Origin of the sequence: Allomuricauda ruestringensis DSM 13258 (assembly GCF_000224085.1) — a bacterium.
Lineage (GTDB): Bacteria > Bacteroidota > Bacteroidia > Flavobacteriales > Flavobacteriaceae > Flagellimonas > Flagellimonas ruestringensis.
Genome location: NC_015945.1, coordinates 427,298 through 445,764 on the forward strand (window position 1 = coordinate 427,298; position 18,467 = coordinate 445,764).

General features: G+C 44.1%; 14 protein-coding genes. 8 read left to right on the forward strand and 6 right to left on the reverse strand.

All coding sequences use genetic code 11. The features are described from left to right. The first annotated feature begins 79 nt into the window (after window positions 1-79). Window positions 80-2,554 carry a TonB-dependent receptor gene (locus MURRU_RS02095; protein ID WP_014031760.1) on the forward strand — a complete coding sequence of 825 codons (2,475 nt, stop codon included), beginning with the start codon at window positions 80-82 and terminating at the stop codon, window positions 2,552-2,554. A gap of 91 nt (window positions 2,555-2,645) precedes the next feature. Here the strand turns inward: MURRU_RS02095 and MURRU_RS02100 are convergent, their stop codons facing one another. Then, window positions 2,646-3,500 (reverse strand): universal stress protein, encoded by an 855-nt coding sequence (locus MURRU_RS02100; RefSeq protein ID WP_014031761.1) that lies wholly within the window; start codon window positions 3,498-3,500, stop codon window positions 2,646-2,648. Between the two features lie 6 nt (window positions 3,501-3,506). Beyond that, entirely contained in the window at window positions 3,507-4,364 is an 858-nt protein-coding gene (locus MURRU_RS02105) for a universal stress protein (protein WP_014031762.1), read from the reverse strand. A 304-nt stretch (window positions 4,365-4,668) separates the two neighbouring features. On the opposite strand from MURRU_RS02105, the gene MURRU_RS02110 reads away from it, so the two are divergent. The 3 genes from MURRU_RS02110 to MURRU_RS02120 are packed head-to-tail and all read left to right on the forward strand — an operon-like array spanning window position 4,669 to window position 7,611. After that, window positions 4,669-5,664 (forward strand): efflux RND transporter periplasmic adaptor subunit, encoded by a 996-nt coding sequence (locus MURRU_RS02110; RefSeq protein WP_245545052.1) that lies wholly within the window; start codon window positions 4,669-4,671, stop codon window positions 5,662-5,664. Then, complete coding sequence (locus MURRU_RS02115; RefSeq protein WP_014031765.1) at window positions 5,661-6,923, forward strand: ABC transporter permease; 1,263 nt, start codon at window positions 5,661-5,663, stop codon at window positions 6,921-6,923. Before MURRU_RS02110 ends, MURRU_RS02115 begins: the two co-directional genes overlap by 4 nt. Window positions 6,924-6,933: 10 nt before the next feature. Next, entirely contained in the window at window positions 6,934-7,611 is a 678-nt protein-coding gene (locus MURRU_RS02120) for an ABC transporter ATP-binding protein (protein ID WP_014031766.1), read from the forward strand. On the opposite strand, the gene MURRU_RS02125 is transcribed toward MURRU_RS02120, so the two are convergent. Further along, window positions 7,605-8,606, reverse strand: coding sequence for a universal stress protein (locus MURRU_RS02125; RefSeq protein WP_041801225.1), 1,002 nt, complete (start codon window positions 8,604-8,606; stop codon window positions 7,605-7,607). The two genes, MURRU_RS02120 and MURRU_RS02125, sit on opposite strands and share 7 nt — an antisense overlap. Window positions 8,607-8,686: 80 nt before the next feature. Between MURRU_RS02125 and MURRU_RS02130 the strand changes: the two genes are divergently transcribed. The 4 genes from MURRU_RS02130 (at window position 8,687) to MURRU_RS02145 (ending at window position 15,813) form a co-directional block, all read left to right on the forward strand. Further along, window positions 8,687-9,151 carry an Hsp20/alpha crystallin family protein gene (locus MURRU_RS02130; RefSeq protein WP_014031768.1) on the forward strand — a complete coding sequence of 155 codons (465 nt, stop codon included), beginning with the start codon at window positions 8,687-8,689 and terminating at the stop codon, window positions 9,149-9,151. 102 nt (window positions 9,152-9,253) lie between these two features. Continuing rightward, window positions 9,254-11,899 carry a cation-translocating P-type ATPase gene (locus tag MURRU_RS02135; protein WP_014031769.1) on the forward strand — a complete coding sequence of 882 codons (2,646 nt, stop codon included), beginning with the start codon at window positions 9,254-9,256 and terminating at the stop codon, window positions 11,897-11,899. Window positions 11,900-12,182: 283 nt separating this feature from the next. Beyond that, window positions 12,183-14,729, forward strand: coding sequence for a PAS domain S-box protein (locus MURRU_RS17270; protein WP_014031770.1), 2,547 nt, complete (start codon window positions 12,183-12,185; stop codon window positions 14,727-14,729). Between the two features lie 4 nt (window positions 14,730-14,733). Beyond that, window positions 14,734-15,813, forward strand: a complete 1,080-nt coding sequence (locus MURRU_RS02145) for a response regulator (protein WP_014031771.1) — start codon at window positions 14,734-14,736, stop codon at window positions 15,811-15,813. Between the two features lie 60 nt (window positions 15,814-15,873). Here the strand turns inward: MURRU_RS02145 and MURRU_RS02150 are convergent, their stop codons facing one another. Genes MURRU_RS02150 through MURRU_RS02160 form a run of 3 tightly spaced genes read right to left on the reverse strand, consistent with a single transcriptional unit; the run spans window position 15,874 to window position 18,426 of the window. Further along, on the reverse strand, window positions 15,874-16,857 hold the full coding sequence (locus tag MURRU_RS02150) for an MlaD family protein (protein WP_014031772.1): 984 nt from the start codon (window positions 16,855-16,857) through the stop codon (window positions 15,874-15,876). A 1-nt stretch (window position 16,858) separates the two neighbouring features. Beyond that, window positions 16,859-17,638, reverse strand: coding sequence for an ABC transporter ATP-binding protein (locus MURRU_RS02155; RefSeq protein ID WP_014031773.1), 780 nt, complete (start codon window positions 17,636-17,638; stop codon window positions 16,859-16,861). Beyond that, window positions 17,635-18,426, reverse strand: coding sequence for an MlaE family ABC transporter permease (locus MURRU_RS02160; protein ID WP_014031774.1), 792 nt, complete (start codon window positions 18,424-18,426; stop codon window positions 17,635-17,637). Before MURRU_RS02160 ends, MURRU_RS02155 begins: the two co-directional genes overlap by 4 nt. Window positions 18,427-18,467: the final 41 nt, after the last annotated feature.

Below are 18,467 nucleotides of genomic sequence, written 5' to 3' on the forward strand. Positions count from 1 at the left end.
CATTCTTTTTTCAAAAGGACTATAATCATGCTATTGCGGTATTTAATTTTGAGGCAATTCAAAATATCAGCCGTATACCATGTTGTACAGATTCCCCCTCTGCTTTCTTTTGCTCTTGCTCGCAACCGTTACATCCGCCCAGATTACTGGTAAAATTGTCGATGCAACGGGACAAGCCCCCTTGGAATATGCCACTGCGGCCCTATATGACCAATCATCGGAACAGCTGATTACAGGAGTCATCACGGATTTAGATGGAAATTTTAACATGGAGGGAGTAAAAAAAGGCACCTATTATCTTGAGGCTTCCTTTATGGGATATCGCACAAGAGTGGTCAAGGATATTGAAATCCCTAATAGAAACGCTAAAATACGGCTTAGAACCATAGCATTGTCCATGGGCGAAAATCAACTGGATGAAGTTGTTGTTGAGGGAGAACGGGCGGCTATTATCAACAAAATTGACCGGCAGGTTTTCGATGCCACCAATTTTCAGAACAGTCAAGGGGGAAGTGCTACGGATGTGATACGGAACATTCCTTCGGTTACGGTAAACGGTTTGGGTGAGATCAATGTGCGGGGCAGTAGTGGCTTTGTGGTCTTGCTCAATGGCAAACCCGTGCAAGGAGGGGCTTCGACCTTATTGAACCAACTACCTGCCAACTCCATTGACCAAGTTGAAGTGATTACGGCTCCTTCGGCCAAATATGATCCTGAAGGAAAAGCTGGAATTCTCAACATAATCACTAAAAAAGGAGCTATTGACGGAGCATTTGCCCAAATCAATGTAAAGGGAGGATTACCATCCATAGAAAAATATGACAACGCAGAGGCCCATCAACGTTATGGTGTTGATGCTACCTATAACATGGTCAAGGGCGATTGGAACATTTCCCTTGGGGCCAACTACCAGAGAAATGATCTTGGGGGACGACGCGAAGGGGATGTCTTTACCATTAATAATGATACGTTGACCCAGTTTCCATCCGATGGAGAACGAAGTTTTGACGAGGTTAACTATAGCGGAAGGTTTTCGGTGGACTACACCCCGGACAGTACCAATACATATTCCCTCGGTTTTTATGCAGGCAAACGCAGCAAGGACAGGACTGCGGATATCCTTTATTATGACAACCATGCCATAACACCGGTAATGGGCGGGAATCGCGTGTATACCATGCAGTACTTTAACGAGAACTTAAGGATCAGAAAAGGGGACTTTGTTTTGGGAAGCCTGGATTATGCCCACACCTTTAACAATACTTCCAAACTTTCCACTTCATTCCTATATGAATATACATTGTTGGGAGGGCCGACCACCAACCGCAATCTTGGGTACCCGGACACAAACACGGTCCTGCAGGACGAATACAACACCAACGACAACCCTTTGCACGGAATTCGTTTTCAGCTAGATTATATGTGGAATCCATTTTCCTTTGGGCAACTGGAAACAGGCTACCAGTACCGATTATTGGATCATACGGGCGATTTTGTTTATGAAAGAAGAAACAATGAAACTGGACAATTTGAACTGGTACCAGAATTTTCGAGCGAGGTGGACCTCAAAAGAAAATTACATTCCGGTTATGCCCAATTGAGCGGTAAAAAAGAATCATGGGAATATTCCGCAGGAACAAGGGTCGAAGCCATGAATCGGGAATTTGACCTTAGGGACAAGACCAATACCATAGACACCACCTATGTGTACGATTACGTAAAACTGTTCCCATCTGCCTCGGCGCAATACACCTTTAAGAACAATACTAAAGTAAAAGCGGCCTATAGCAAAAGAGTGGAACGCACCACCACCTTTAAAATGAACCCGTTTCCTGAACGGGAACATTCCGAGACCTTGGAACAGGGAGACCCTACATTAAAGCCAGAATTTATTGATTTGTTCGAGTTGGGGGTGACCAAAAACTTCAAAGGGGGAAACTCGGTTTATGCCACGGCCTACTTTCAGGATGTCAAGAACCTCGTCAATCGGGTCAATACGGTTTATAACGACACCATCTTGAACCGTATTTACACCAATGTGGGTAAGGCCCGCTCCTTAGGCTTGGAAATCGGAGCTCAAATCAAACCAACCAAAAACTGGTCCAACTTTATCGGGGGCAATCTCTATACCTACAAAATAGATGGCTCTTTTGATGGAAGACCTGTGGATTCGGAAACCTTTGTATATTCCATTAACGCCAACAGCACCGTTGACTTTTCCGAAACAGCATCACTCCAGTTTACATTCAACTATATTTCGGATAGAAACACGGCCCAGGGAGAAGATTCGCGTTTCTACTCCCCTAATCTCACTTTTAGAAAAACCTTTTTTAACAATCGTCTTAGCGCAACATTGCAATGGCAGAATATAGACCTTGGGCTACTGGATACAAACGAGCAAAGAATCACCACTTTTAGGGAAGGTGAGTTTTATACGACCACAAATTATGTCTACGAAGTGGATATGATCATCCTCAACCTCTCCTACACCTTCAATAACAGAAAGAACAAATCAAGGTTCATTGACAGTGAATTTGGAAAAAATGAATTTTAATTGATTATTGAAACCATAAATCATTTAGAAAACACCAAATACATAGGGACAATTCTTCATTTTCGGGTATTCTGCAGCTCCTCAACCTTTATCAATGCCCACCAAAATCAGGTAGTACCAGCAAAGGTATTTCGGTCCTCCCTCCCACTTTTTTCACCACAGGTTCCCGGGTGAGGCTTTCAAAAAAACCATGGGAATGCTTGGTCAGTACGACCAAGTCCACTTTCAATCCTTCGGTAAATTTCAAAATGGCATCCGTCACATTGGACGACATGGGAACTTCATGGAACACCATCTGGAAACCCTTGAAACGCTCCATCAACATCTTTTTGTTGGTTTCTTGCTGTTCCGATAATATAAACTCCTGGGCCACGTGCAAAATATGTACTTCAGGTTTCCATATTTCCATCAAATCCTGTATGGCAAACAACATTTTTTTGGGTTCATAGTGGGCGAATTCCGTAGGAAAGGCCATGGATTTGAGCCTTTGGAAATTAAAAGAACCTGGGACCAACAGCGTTGCGCAATTATCGATTCCCCGAATAACCTTCAGGGCATTGCTGCCAAAAAACAGCTTCTTGGATCCCGTGGCCCCATGGGTCCCCATAACAATGTTGTCAATGTCAAGTTTGGGGATCAGTTCTTGGATGTTTTCCACCAACCCACCGGTAAAGGACAAGGTCTCAAAAATGTGTTTTTTGTTCTTGTGATGTTTCAGCAAATACTCCTTGATTTTATGGAGCTCCCCCTCCGATTCGGCAGCCAATGAAGCATATACGTTCCCTGCTCTGGAAGTGCTCTTAAATCCCAACACATTCTGCTGTTTTGGTTCAAAGGTGTGCAATAGGTAAAATCTGCATTCCAAAGGTGCATACAGTTTGGTGGCCGTAAAAATGGCATTCCAGGCGTTTTTGGAAAAATCGGTGGGCAAAAGGATGTTCTTCATTGCGCTTTACTTTGAAATTTCGGATGTATCGGGAAGCACCAAAAATGGTATTTGGGAATGGTACCCCACAACATCCACATTCTGTTTCATGACAAGTCGTTCCAAAAAAGAGTGTTTCCTGTTCATCATGGCCACCAGACCAATGTGATGTTTTTCGATATAATCATGCACAATATTGGGCATATACTCATCAGTGTTGTCCATAAAATTGACGTTTGGGATCGTTTTCAGTATTTTTTGGAGGTGCTGCTTGTTTTGTGTTTGTGCCTTGGTAAGGCCATGTCCTTCCAGAGCGTGCAGCACATGTAGGTCCATCCCAAACCTTTTGACCAGGTCCAAGAGGGGGGCCAGTTCACTGGACTTATATTTTGACCAGTAATCCGTGGGCAACAACACTTTTTTGATGTCCCTGAAGCCGTAGCCACTGGGAACGGCCAAAACGGGCACTGGTGATTTTTTGATGACGTGAACGGTGTTGGAGCCCAGAAAAAACTCCTTGGCACCGGTCGCCCCTTGGGTCCCCATAACCACCAAATCAATATCTCTATCTTGGCACACTTCGTTGACCTCATCGGGCAGTGTGTTGAAAGCTGACAGGATTTCCAAGGTATGCCTTGGATTGTAGTGGTCGTTTTTGATACGTTCCGATGTACTTTCCAATCCATTCAGGGAAATGTCCACCCCAATATCCGGAATGGCACTGGCCATAGGGCCTCCGAGCATATAATCTAGTCTGTAAAAAGCCGGTGTGTAGGCGTTCAAAAGGTAGAAAGTGCATTTCTCCTCCTTAAAAAGTTCCAAAGCGTAAAGGATTGCGTTCCATGCATTCTTGGAAAAATCGGTGGGCAGCAGTATTTTTTTCATAATCTCTTATTTTAAAGGGATTGGATGCTTCCTTTGCAAACACTTTTGTGCGCTACTTTGAATGATTCAATATTAGGACATGATGGGCTCTTTTGCCATGATCTGAATCATATAGGCATCTCAGATAACACGGGTATAGTACCGTTACTGATCTTGCTCATGTCCCAGATCGGTATTTTATTGGTAATTTGAACAATATCCCATGCCGATTACAATGAAACACTTTTTGCTGTCCACCATCTTCTTTTCCTTCCTATTTGCGTGCTCAGGTCCAGTTGAAAAAATATATCCAGATAAATTGCCGATGACCGAATCGGTATATGCTTCTGCCACCGTGCAGCCCGATAGCATGTATCAGGTCCACTCCGTGGCCATGGGCATTCTGGACAAGATCTGGGTAGAAGAAGGCGATAAAGTGGCCAAAGGAGACCACATTCTACAAATCACCAACACCTCCCCTGAACTGAACAAGGAAAATGCCAGATTGTCCTTAGAACTGGCCCGAAAAAATTACAGTAGCACTTCCGCGGTGCTAAGCAGTATAGAGGATGAAATCCAAGCGGCAAAACTCCAGCTCAAAAACGATTCCATCAACTATAACCGTCAAAAAAAGCTCTGGGACCAAAACATTGGCTCCAAAGTGGAGTTTGACAACAAAAAACTGGCCTATAACCTTTCCCAAAATCATCTGGAACTCCTAAAAAAGAAATTTAATCAGGCTAAAAACGAACTGGAAACCCAACTTAGGCAAGCAGAGAACAATTATAAAACCTCGCTCACGACCACCAACGATTTTACCATTACGAGCAAAATAAACGGAACGGTGTATGCGCTTTATAAAAATCCCGGGGAAATTGTGAATACTGTGGAACCCGTGGCTACCGTGGGCAAAAGCGATATGTTTGTTGTGGAGTTATTGGTGGACGAGGTGGATATCGTGAAACTCCATATCGGGCAAAAGGTATTCATCACGCTCGATTCTTATGGCGAAACCGTTTTTGAAGGAACCTTGGATAAAATCTTTCCCAGAAAAGATGAACGTTCACAAACTTTCAAGGTAGAAGCATTGTTCAATGACCCGCCAGAGACCTTATATCCAGGCCTTTCTGGAGAAGGGAATATTGTCATCGCAGAAAAGAAAGAAGCCCTTGTCATTCCAAAAGCATATCTGATCAATGGGTCCAAAGTGCTTACGGATGAGGGCGAAACATCTGTGACCATTGGCCTTGAAAACATGGTCATGGTGGAGATTTTGGATGGGATCAACGAAAACACGGCCATATACAAACCTGAACCATGATCAATTGGAACGTGATATTGGGCATTGCCAAAACGCATCTTCTCACCAAGATGAAATCTACCGTGACAGCCACGCTGGGGGTCACTTTTGGAATCGGTTCCTACATCACCTTAGTGAGTTTCATGACAGGACTGAACACTATGCTGGATGATCTGGTGCTGAACCAAACTCCCCACATCCACATCTATAATGAGATTCGTCCCTCCCCTGAACAACCCATTGCCCTTTATGACGATTTCAAGAACGCATTCAACGTGGTGCACTCCATAAAACCCAAATTGAGCCAGAAAAAAATCCACAATGCGCTACCCATTCTCAATTATCTGAAAAAACAGCCAAACGTGTATGGGGCCACACCACAGTTAAGGGCACAGATTTTTTATTTATCCGGTTCCATGGAACTGGGAGGCAATCTTATCGGGGTAGATATCATGGAAGAAGTCCGATTGTCCAACCTACGGGACAATATTGTGGAAGGCTCCCCCGAAGCCTTAAAAAATAATGAGAATGGTATTTTATTGGGGGCAGGGCTCGCTGAAAAAATGTCTTTGTCGCTTGGCGACAGGGTACAGATAAGTACGGTGTCCGGAAATATCTTCCCCTTGAAGATAGTGGGCATTTACCAAAGTGGCATTGCAGAAGTGGACAATGTCCAAAGCTTTACCAATCTGAAGACCGTACAGCGGATTTTGGGGGAAGCAGAAAATTATGTCACGGATATCAACATTAAATTGTTGGACATTACAGAGGCCCAATCCATGGCAGAACGCTTGGAAAAACAGTTCAATGTCAAGGCCATGGGAATCAACGAGGCCAACGCACAGTTTGAAACGGGCTCGAACATCAGGAACCTAATCACCTATGCGGTTTCCATCACCTTGCTTATTGTGGCCGGATTTGGCATTTACAACATCTTGAACATGCTCATTTATGAAAAAATGAAAGACATAGCCATACTCAAGGCGACCGGATTTTCGGGAACGGACGTGCAACTTATCTTTATGGGACAGGCCATGATCATTGGTATTGCAGGTGGCGTTTTGGGACTGTTGATCGGGTTAGTGCTCTCAAAGATCATTGACCAGACCCCTTTTGAAACAGAGGCCCTGCCTACCATCACCACCTATCCTGTAAATTACGACCCGACCTATTATATCATTGGGATTACTTTTGCCCTTTTGTCAACCTTTGTGGCGGGCTATTTGCCCTCGAACAGGGCCAAAAATATCGATCCCGTAAAAATTATCAGAGGAACCTGATCCTGCGTTTATGGAATTTGTAATGGAAACCAAGAATATCAACAAATACTTTCACAAGCCGAAGGAATTCCACGTGCTCAAAAACATATCCTTTGGGGTAAAGAAGGGTGAATTTACCTCTATCATGGGAAAATCAGGATCTGGAAAATCCACCTTGCTGTACATTCTTTCCACCATGGACACGGACTATACGGGGCAGTTGTACCTCAACAATGACCTGGTAACGGGCAAATCCCAAAGGGAACTGTCCCGCATCCGCAACAAGAATATCGGTTTTGTGTTCCAGTTCCACTATTTGCTGTCCGAATTCAGTGTTTTGGAAAATGTGATGTTACCTGCAAAAAAACTCGGCGAAAAATCCCCTGCCGAGATTGAACGCAACGCCCAACAAAAACTTGACATGCTCCACATAGGCCATCTGGCCCACCAGCGAGCCTCCCGAATCTCTGGAGGGGAAAAGCAACGCGTGGCCATTGCCCGGGCGTTGATCAACGACCCCACCATTTTGATGGGCGATGAACCCACGGGCAACTTGGACAGCCAAAACTCTGAAAACGTGTTCAACATCTTCAAAAAACTCAAGGAAGAACAAGGACTATCGCTCTTGGTGGTGACCCACGATGAGGATTTTGCCAAACGTACCGATCGTATCGTGCAGTTGGAAGACGGGGAGATCATTGCTCAATGAAACAAGTTTTTGTTCAAACTGAGCAAAGGAAGTTGGGTCTTGGACATCATCTGCTTGACAAAATCCTTGTGGGCAAAGGGGGACAAAACGCTTTTATTGTTCCGCTCCAGCATGACCAAGACATCCATTTCCCTTCGCTTTGCGCACTGCTCCAAGGCACTGGAAACATTGTCCGAATAAATCAGTTCAAATCCCAATTTTTCATACTTTACTTTATGTCTCAGCTTTTTTTGGAAACAGCGCATCTGTTCCTCCCCTTTTTCCCAATCCAGGGTACTTACATGGATTATTTTAACAAAAGCTTGATCTGGACCCGCCATGGTTTTGATGAGCCAATCTATCGCATGTATGTCTGTGTCTTCAAAATCAGAGGCATAGGCTATCTGCTCTATTGAAAATTTATCCGTAGTTGGTGGTACCATCAAGAAGGGGCAGGGACTTTCCTGAATCATTTTTTTGGCATTGCTGCCCATTACCAAATTCCTGAATGCGTTGCTGCCCTTGGTTCCCATTATAACCAAAGATGCATCAAACTCAGTGACCACGTCAATGATAGCATCGTTTACCATTGCATTTTCCCTTACCATTAACTGGAGTTTTGTGCCATCCTTGATCTGTCCCAGATGTTTTTTATAGAAATCGACAAGTTTTTTGCGATTTTCTTCGAATGCTTCTTTCTCCATCTTGGCATACGTCATGCTCAAGGGGGTCAACAGCGCCACATTCAAATCGAAAACATGGAGCACCAACAATCTTGAATCGAGCTTTTCGCTCAGGGTATTGGCCATTTTTAGGGCAGCTGCTGCATTGTTGGAACAATCTGTGGCACAAACAATAGGTCCCATAAGTTTTTTGCCCAAAACTATCATATCGCAGCCTGTTTGGAAATGACCTTGGTCACATCCAAATTGCAAAAGAGTCCTTTCCATATACCAAAAAGGGGCAATGGGCAAAGCTCTTTTTAGGCGGTTCCATTCATGGGTGACGTACATCATTTCAACAAAGCAAACTGCTAATTACCTTAGTTTCAGTTAAGTTGTGAAAACATTATTGTATAACCTAAAAAAAATGTGTCATGTCATTAGTTAAGTTTAGAAGCAGACCCTTTGGAGACCTTATCAGATCTAATTTCTTCGATCTTGATGATTTCTTTGAAGACCGAGTATGGGATTCCGACCTGTTAAAAGGAAGATTTTGGAACGGAAAAAGCATGATTCCGGCCATGAACATCAAAGAGACCGATAATGATTATGAAATCGAACTTGCAGCACCTGGCTTTGACAAGAAAGATTTCAAGGTCACCATTGAGAACGGATGTTTGAACATTTCAGCGGAAAAATCGACATCTGAAGAAGAAAAGGATACGAATTACACTCGAAGAGAGTTCAGCCACAATTCCTTTGAACGTTCCGTAAAATTGCCGGATACCATTAAGGATGATGCCGTCAATGCAAAATACAATGACGGTATTCTCAGGTTTAAACTGGCCAAAAAAGAAGAGGCCAAAAAAAAGAAACCCAAGGTAATCGAAGTCTCATAGATATACCTTGATCCCAGTCCCCATTGCAGCTATCTCGACCTTTCATTCCTAAATTTTTGTAATGGGGATTTTATATTTATATTACTTGCTCTTATCCATGCTATGCTGAACAATGCCTTTGCCCTGCCCTGGAAAGAAGTTGTCAAGGACCTGGGCAGTGATGTCGGGACAGGATTGGCTGCCAATGAGGTGAAAAATCGTTTGACCAAATATGGAGACAACTGTCTCCCCGCCCACGTCAAAAAGGGAAACCTTAAAATTTTTCTGGAGCAGTTCGATAATCCCATCATTTATATCCTTGGTGTTGCCGCTGGCCTAAACCTCATCTTTGGTGAGTGGTTGGAATCCGTAACGGTAGGGATTGTCATCCTGATCACCATACTTATTGGTTTTTTTATGGAGGTGAGTGCAGTCCGATCCATGGAAACGCTAAGGAACATAGGGCAACTGGAATGCAGTGTGCTAAGGTCGGCCAAGGTGCAAAAAGTTCCTTCTACCAAAATTGTTCCCGGCGATATTATTTTGTTTGGAGCTGGAGATGTCATCCCAGCGGACGCCCGATTGGTGGAAAAAAAGAATCTTGAGGTGAAAGAAGCCATACTTACTGGGGAAAGTGCTCCCGTTGGAAAGGATATTTTGTCGCTGGAACCCAACGCACAAATGACAGAACAAATGAACATGGTCTTCAAAGGCACCATGGTGAACAAAGGTTTTGGGAAGGCGGTGGTGGTCGGCACTGGGGGAAATACGGTATTGGGGGAAATACAGCAGCTCGGGGAGATTGCCGAGGAAACCAAAGCACCATTGAACAAAAAGCTGAACCAACTCAGCAAACGTCTTATTTGGGTCATGTTGGCCTTTGTGATTCCCATGATCTTGTTCGGATTTCTGGCCGGAAAAGACCTTTTGGTAATGGTACAAACAGGAATAGCCTTGGCCGTGGCCACTATTCCGGAAGGTTTGCCCGTTGTGGTCACTATTGCGCTGGCCCGGGGGATGCTCAGATTATCCAAACAACAGGTAATCATCAAAAAAATGGAAGCGGTCGAAATTCTTGGCTCCGTCACCATGGTCGCCACCGATAAAACAGGAACACTGACCGAGGATGCCATGATAGTGCACACCTTAAACTTTGATGGAGAAACATTCAAAGACCTGGATAAAGGCAATTACTTAGCACTTCGAAATACTCAGAATAAAATTGCCTACGAACAATTTGTGTTATGTTGTGTCCTCTGCAATGATATTACCCTTAGTGTGGACGAACCCTACCGCGACGCCATAGATTCGAGCTTATTTCGGTTTGCTGAAAACTTGGGGGAAAATCCAAAACAGATTAAGGAAAGATTTCCAGAAATATACAAGCTCCCCTTTGACGAGGAAAGAAAATTAATGGCAACTGCCAATAAAAAAGGTGACGACTCCCATGTCATTTTTATAAAAGGAGCCTTTGAAAATGTTACCGCATTGTGCACAAAGAGATTGATCGGAGACAATATTGTTCCACTCAATAATAAGGAACAATGGGAGGAAACAGTCGATAAAATGTCCTCGCAGGGACTTCGGACCATAGCCATGGCATATAAGGAAGTAAAAGGGTCAAACTTTGAAAAAAATGAACTCCTGAACAATCTGGCTCTCATTGGAACAGTCGGGTTTATAGATCCCGCCAGGGAAGATGTAAAGGACATTGTGGACATATACAAAAAAGCTGGGGTCAAAGTGGTCATGATGACCGGGGACCATCCAAAAACTGCTAAAAAAATTGCTTCGGACATTGGGTTATTGGAAAACGGGGAAAGCAATGTAATGGAAGGAAAGGACTTGGACATGGCCAATTTGAACGAAGAAAAGGACCAAAACCTGCTATTGGGGACAAAGGTTTTCGCAAGGGCCACCCCAAAACAAAAATTGGAACTCATTTCATTTTTTCAAGAAAAGAACAATGTGGTAGGGATGTTTGGCGATGGTATCAATGACGTTCCGGCGCTCATCAAGGCGGACATTGGCATAGCCATGGGAAAAAGAGGGACCGGTGCAGCTCGGGAAGCGGCAGATGTAATCCTGCGGGACGATCGCTTTGGGTCTGTGGAACTGGCCATCAGGCAGGGCAGGATGCTTTTTGAACATATCCGGCAATTTCTGATTTATCTTTTGTCGTGCAACGTGGCGGAAATCATGACAGTGGGCATAGCGGCCCTGTTAAATCTACCCTCTCCACTACTGCCCTTACAGATCCTGTTTTTGAACCTTGTGACCGATGTGTTTCCTGCCTTGGCACTGGGCTTTGGCAAAGGCGAAGAGGATATGATGGACAGACCGCCAAGAAGTAAAGATGAACCAATTTTGACAAACATACATTGGAAATCGACCTTTATTTATGGTACCTCCATCACTTTTTCCGTACTGGGAATCACACTCTTTTCCGAGTTCAAATTGAATCTTTTGCCCGATCAGATCAACAATTTGGCATTCTATACCCTGATCATTGCCCAATTGCTGAATATTTTCAACATGCCCAAAAGACAGGCTTCATTTTTTTTCAACGAGGTTACCAAAAATCCATGGGTATGGGGCGCCATTGTTTTGAGCGTCGCCATAATGGTGGTGGCCTATTTGATCCCATCCATATCCCGCGCTCTTTCCTTGGTTCCTTTGGATTGGACAATGCTCCAATGGCCTGTGATTTTTGGATTGGGCTCATTGCTTTTCTCACAATTCCTAAAAAGGATAAATCTGGCCCAGTAAATTGGGCAGGTCCTGGACTTTTTCATATATATTTTCCAAATAAAGCCGAAAGTCCATTATTTATAACAATGAATCAGCACGTTTGAACATGATTATTATCATAATAAAATAAGGAAACGCATACTATATTTGATTGGGTTTTTGTTACTGTTCCATTACAATATAGCGCCGAAAAACACTTTCACTGGTAAAATGCCATCTCATTTTAGTAAGACCCAAAACAATAATCAAAAAATCCATCAACCTTAATCTGTTGTTATGACCTAAAAAACCACCTATTTAAATGAAACGGCGAAATTCCAAAGAAGAAAAACGATCTTATCCTTTGTTTGAAGGTGACCGAAAACTAAGGACGTTGGTGGAAAACCTTCCGGGCATCGTATTTCGCTGTAAAAACGATGAGAACAGGACCATGCAGTACATTAGTGATGGATGTAAATGGATCACGGGATATTGGCCTGAGGAATTTTGCAAGACGGGTGGCATCACATGGACATCCCTGATCCATCCCATGGACGGGGAAGATGTTTGGAACAGAATCCAAACCGCTGTGGCCAAAAAGGAAAAGTTTCAGTTCGAGTACCGAATAATGGACAAAGACGGTAATGTACACTGGATCAGCGAAACTGGAGTAGCAGTTGAAAAAAAAGAAGACACGGTCTTTCTTGAAGGATATATGCAAGATATTACTGCCCAAATTATGGGCGGCAACATCAATGTTATCAAGGAAAGGGCCTTGGAAGAGGTAGGAAACGGGATTGTGATCTCCAATGCTCAACTGAAACAGTTTCCCATCATCTATGTCAACAAGGCTTTTGAAAAAAACACAGGCTATACCAGCGAGGAGGTCATCGGTAAAAATTGCAATTTCCTACAGCTTGACGACCGCCAACAGCAAGAGGTCCAAATCATTGGTGAAGCACTCTCGACCCAATCCCCATGCCATGTGGAAATCCGCAACTACAAGAAAGATGGCACTCTGTTTTGGAACGAGCTGTCCATCACCCCGGTACGTGACTTCCATGGTGAAACCACCCATTTCATAGGTATCCAAAATGATGTAACGGAACGGAAAAACCTAGAGTTTCTGAGAAAGGCCAAGAACGATGTGCTGGAAATGATCATCAAAAAAAAGCCGTTGCCCGATATTTTTGACCGGATTCAAGGCGTGTTGGAACAACAGATGCGGATCGGCACTGTGGCCATTTGTTTGTATGATGGTAGCGAGCAAGTCATCAAAAGGATTTCCGGAAACAAAATACATCCCACAATTGCCAAGGCCATGGACCAAATTTTGGAGGCAACCGATTCCTGTCCATGTGTACGGGCCGTGCAAAGCAAAAAAAAGGAAGGTACTGCCAATATCCTGGACGAGCCTTCATGGTCCAAACATGAAGTTGCTCTGACCAAAGCAGGTATCAAATCCATCAGTTCCACCCCTATCTTGGATGCCGATGAGAACGTTTTGGGCGTTTTGTCCATTTTTTATCCCGATGGATTCCTGAGTTCCCCACAGAAGGAAGATTTGGTAGATGAGATGGCAGGTCTTGCGGGGTTGTCCATTGAGCAGGATAAAGTCAGAAAAAGACTCCAGATGAACCAAGAACGTTTGGAAGCACGATCCAAGGGCCTGGAAAAAGAGGTGGAGCAGCGAAATAAAGACTTGGAACAGATACTTAAGGAATTGAGAGTAACAAACTTTGAGCTGAACGTACAGATAACAGATGCCCAAAATGCACGGAAAAAGATTGAAGTTCAAGAGGCCATGCTTTTGGCAATTGCACAAAAATTTCCGAAGGGTGCTCTCATTTTGGTAAACGAGCAAATGCGGATAAGCTTTGTGGAAGGTGCCGAGCTAAAGTTCCTTCAACATCAAATCCGATCAAATCAGAAATTGTCCATAAACGATCTCAATGGTTTTTCGGTCAATAGCAAACCGCTCTTACTGACCTGCATCAAACAAACATTAAAGGGCAAGCATTTAAGTTTTGAGATAGAATACCAAAAAAGAAACTACATTGTGAACACCACGCCCTTGTTCATTGAAAATAGAAGGACATCCCTTGCGCTTCTTGTCCTGTTCAATATATCTGATAGAAAACGAAACGAGGGAAAAATGCTCCAAAACCTCATCAAGGAAAGGGAGCTGAGTGAGCTGAAGACCCAGTTCATCAGCACAGCCTCGCACGAGTTCAGGGCTCCGCTGAGTGTCATCCTATCCTCTGCTTCACTCATCGAAAAGCTGAACGCCCCCGACAAGGGCGAGCGACGTTTGGCCCATTTGGAAAAGATCAAGTCCAATGTGCGGTACTTGGTCAATATACTCAACGATTTCCTTTCGGTGACCAAATTGGACGAAGGAGAGACCAAAGCCTCTCCCGAATATTTTGACCTGCTCCATTTTTCCAAATCCTTGGTTCAAAAAGTGAAAACAAGCAAGAAAAAAGGGCAGTCCATCATTCTGGAATGCGAAAAGGCCGAATTGGAAACCTTTTTGGACCCTAAGCTCATGCACCTGGTGCTTTCGAACCTGCTCAATAACGCCATCAAATATTCCGAAGAGGGCCAGCCCATCACCTTAAAGATCGAGGACAGTGACCATAAAGTTCGAATTTGGGTAACTGACCAGGGAATAGGGGTACCGGAAGATGACCAACAACATCTTTTTCAACGGTTCTTTAGGGCCAAGAACAGTGTCAACATTGCCGGTACCGGACTTGGTCTTCATATAGTCAAAACGTATGTGGAACTCATGAGCGGGCAGATAGATTTTGAAAGCAAAGAAAATCATGGAAGTACCTTTAAACTGGAGTTTCCAAAAAAACACTGAACAAATGAAAAAAATACTGGTAATCGAAGATCATAAGGAGTTCCGAGAAAACACAATGGAAATCCTAGAAATGGCCAATTATGTAGTTCTGGGTGCTGCCAATGGTAGATTTGGTATCCAAATGGCACTGGAGCATCTTCCAGACCTTATCATAAGCGACATAATGATGCCCGAGGCCAATGGATATACCGTACTTGAAGTTTTGGGCAAGGATCCAAGCACTTCCAAGATTCCCTTTATCTTTTTGACCGCCAAAGATAGAAAAGAGGACATGAGAATGGGAATGAACTTAGGGGCGGATGATTACATCTACAAACCCTATGAAACCCAGGAACTCTTGGATGCCATAGCAATGCGGTTAAAGAAAAGCAGTTTTATCCACCAACATTTCTCCAAGACACCCGTTGGAATCAACCATTTTTTTAAGGAAGCATCGGAATATCTGGGCAAAGAGCTCACCTCACAAGATAGGGAATCCCAATCTTTCCGTGACAGGGAAGTCATTTACAGGGAAGGGAATGCCGCACATTTCCTCTATTTTATAGAGGAGGGAAACATCAAAACTTTCAGGGGTACGGAGGAAGGCAAAGAAATGATCACCGGACTTTATGGCCCTGGGGATTTTGTGGGGCAACTCTCTTTGTTGGGAAGTGGTGGAACCTATCTCGAAACGGCCATTGTCATGGAACATGCCACGGTTCTGGGTATTCCGAAAGAGGATTTCATCCACTTGGTCTATCAGGACAAAGAAGTGGCCAATAAATTCCTTGAGATTATTTCCAACAATATGGCCCATTTGCAGGAAAGATTGCTGGATATTGCCTATTCGTCCGTGGATAGGCGGGCGGCAAAAGCATTGTTGGAACTTCACGAAAAAGGAATCCTAAAAGATGGCCATCACAAAGGCGTGGATATGCTTCGGGAAGATTTTGCCTCCATGATCGGCGTGGCCAAGGAAACTGCCATCCGGACCCTTACCAAGTTTAGGGAAATTGGTCTGGTAGGCACTGACAAGCGGAGGAAACTCACTTTATTGGATAAGGATAGGTTGAAGCGTATTGCCGATTTTGACGATATGGCTTGATTTCACAAAGGAATTGTAAAGTCAAGCATGAGCTGCCAAACGCATCATTTTGACAACAATTCAATCTTTTTGGGTCTTGGCCTTCTCTTCTTCCAGTTTCCGAAAATATCTTCTCGTTAAAAAATTGTGTTTTAGGGCTTCCATATTCTCATTGAACTTATCTGTCCCTTCTTCTATGTTGTGCATTGTTTTCATGAGGAGATTGGCCATGGTCGTATCTTTGGATACCAAATGGAGCATCCCTTCACCTGTGTCCAGACCTTGGATCAATTTGGTCAGGTCGTTTGTCATTTGCTTAATTTCGACGCTTGAGTCCTCCAAATTTTCAATGCTGCTTCTGATATTTGCAGCTGCCACGGTATCCGTCAGTATCACCCCGGCAACACTTTCTTCCATATCAATTTTTCCCACAATGGCCTCAAGTTCCATGAGTGTGGCATTGGCATGATGGCTACTCCGTTCTAGATTTTTTATGATTCGCTGCAAGTCCTTCACCATCACCGTATCATTTAGCAAGCGGCCCAAAACCCCTTTTCCCTCCATCATGGATTGGGTCACCTTCAAAAGATTGGATGTCAGCAAAGCTGCATTTTCGTTCGTAACGTTGAGCGTGCTGAGCATATCTTGGGATGAAATCCTACTGTACGATTGGAGCTCGTCACCGTTCTGCACCAAATCCGCTTTTCCCACACTTGGAACGATGTTCACCAACATGCTGCCCACCAAACCATCCGAACCTATAGTGGCAATGGCATTTTTTCTGATGTGATTGCGCATTTTGTCCTCAATGGTCATATATACATAAATGGTGGTGTCGTTCATCATTTCCATCCGGTTCACCGTACCAATGTTGATGCCCGAAAACCGCACATTATTGCCATTTTGCAGTCCGTTCACATTTTTGAAAACAGCACTTAGTGTAAAGTTTTTGACAAACATGTTCTGTCGGTTGCCAATGAGATAGGCAGCGGTGAGCAGCAGTAAAGTTCCGGCCACTACGAAGATGCCCAACCTTATATTTTCAGAAGAAGTTTTTGAAGCCATATCACTTTTTAAAAAATGCGTTTACCATAGGGTTCGAAGATGCCAACAGTTCCCCGTAGGTGCCTTCGGCATAATTTGTTCCATCCACCAGCAAGATCATCCGTTCCGATACGACCCTGGCACAATCCACATCATGTGTAATGATCAGGGCCGAAGTGCCATACTTTTTTTGGATGTTCCGCATCAACTCGATGATTTCCTTTGCCGTTATGGGATCCAAGCCGCTTGTTGGTTCATCGTACATGATCAATTTTGGTCTTAAAATAATCGCTCGAGCCAGGGCAACCCGTCTTTTCATTCCCCCGGACAGTTCAGCGGGCATCAGATCCAAGGTATGGGCCAAGCCCACATTCTCCAAGGCTTCCATAACATACGGAAGCGTATCTTGATCTGCACCAAATCTATTCCTGTGCCTTCGCATGGGAAATTCCAGATTTTCACGCACTGTCATGGAATCATAAAGTGCACTCCCCTGAAAGAGGAACCCAATATGGGAACGAAGCTCATCCAAGGCATGTTGATCAAGGGTGCCGATGTCCTTTCCCAGTACTTCCACGTAACCTCTATCCGGGGTCAAGAGGCCCACCATGCACTTGATCAGCACGGACTTGCCCGAACCTGATTTTCCCATGACCACTAAGTTTTCCCCCTTCTTCAAAACCATGTTGAACCCTTTCAGGACATGGTTGTCCCCAAAACTGACATGTAAATCTTCGATCTTGATCACCACATCGTCATCAACCTTGGTCTTTCCCACAATCCGTTCTTGCTCTAGGTTCATAGTTCGTAAAATATATCAGAAACAAAAACTGCAATGAAATCGACCACGAACAAGAGAAGGGATGCCATGACCACGGCCGAATTTGCGGCTATTCCAACCCCTGCGGTTCCCTTATCCGAGTTATATCCCTTGTAACAGCCTGTAAGACCAATGACAAACCCAAAGAAAAAAGATTTAATGGTCGCCGGCACCAGATCTCCGAAGGAAAGCGCATCAAAAACCGTGTTAAAATACAATCTGAAGGAAACATCCCCTTTCATGTTCTCTACGAGCGATGAGCCATAAAGGGCTACCAAATCCCCAAAAATAACCAACAAAGGAAGCATGAGAGTAGCAGCCCAAATGCGGGTCACCACCAAATACTTGAAGGGATTGGTACCGGACACTTCCATGGCATCTATCTGCTCCGTAACGCGCATGGAACCAAGCTCTGCACCAAAACCGGAAGCTATACGGCCCGAACAGATCAGGGCCGTGATCACAGGACCAATTTCACGGACTATGGAAATCCCCACCATGTTGGGCATCCAGGAAACGGCCCCAAATTCTATGAGTGTTGGCCTGGATTGCAGGGTCAGTACCAAACCAATGATGAAACCTGTGGCCATCACCAAGAGCAGGGATCTGTTCCCCACTTGGTAACATTGCCTCAACAATTCCTTGAATTCGAAAGGAGGGTTCAGGGCCTGTTTAAAAAAACGGCCTGCAAAATGGGAAAGGTTGCCCACCTCTTTAAAAAAAAGTTTGGTCCTTTCCATAATTTTCATGGGAATTGCCATGTCTTCCATACTCAAAAATAGGTTGGCAAAATGGGTGCTGAAATGACGGT

Bases quoted from the DNA above. Each gene is read 5' to 3' on its own strand.
- MURRU_RS02115 (WP_014031765.1), top strand. From the start codon at position 5,661: ATGATCAATTGGAACGTGATATTGGGCATTGCCAAAACGCATCTTCTC.
- MURRU_RS02125 (WP_041801225.1), bottom strand. From the start codon at position 8,606: ATGATGTACGTCACCCATGAATGGAACCGCCTAAAAAGAGCTTTGCCC.
- MURRU_RS02135 (WP_014031769.1), top strand. From the start codon at position 9,254: ATGCTGAACAATGCCTTTGCCCTGCCCTGGAAAGAAGTTGTCAAGGAC.
- MURRU_RS02110 (WP_245545052.1), top strand. From the start codon at position 4,669: ATGACCGAATCGGTATATGCTTCTGCCACCGTGCAGCCCGATAGCATG.
- MURRU_RS02120 (WP_014031766.1), top strand. From the start codon at position 6,934: ATGGAATTTGTAATGGAAACCAAGAATATCAACAAATACTTTCACAAG.
- MURRU_RS02160 (WP_014031774.1), bottom strand. From the start codon at position 18,426: ATGGAAGACATGGCAATTCCCATGAAAATTATGGAAAGGACCAAACTT.
- MURRU_RS17270 (WP_014031770.1), top strand. From the start codon at position 12,183: ATGAAACGGCGAAATTCCAAAGAAGAAAAACGATCTTATCCTTTGTTT.
- MURRU_RS02150 (WP_014031772.1), bottom strand. From the start codon at position 16,857: ATGGCTTCAAAAACTTCTTCTGAAAATATAAGGTTGGGCATCTTCGTA.
- MURRU_RS02105 (WP_014031762.1), bottom strand. From the start codon at position 4,364: ATGAAAAAAATACTGCTGCCCACCGATTTTTCCAAGAATGCATGGAAC.
- MURRU_RS02095 (WP_014031760.1), top strand. From the start codon at position 80: ATGTTGTACAGATTCCCCCTCTGCTTTCTTTTGCTCTTGCTCGCAACC.
- MURRU_RS02130 (WP_014031768.1), top strand. From the start codon at position 8,687: ATGTCATTAGTTAAGTTTAGAAGCAGACCCTTTGGAGACCTTATCAGA.
- MURRU_RS02145 (WP_014031771.1), top strand. From the start codon at position 14,734: ATGAAAAAAATACTGGTAATCGAAGATCATAAGGAGTTCCGAGAAAAC.
- MURRU_RS02100 (WP_014031761.1), bottom strand. From the start codon at position 3,500: ATGAAGAACATCCTTTTGCCCACCGATTTTTCCAAAAACGCCTGGAAT.
- MURRU_RS02155 (WP_014031773.1), bottom strand. From the start codon at position 17,638: ATGAACCTAGAGCAAGAACGGATTGTGGGAAAGACCAAGGTTGATGAC.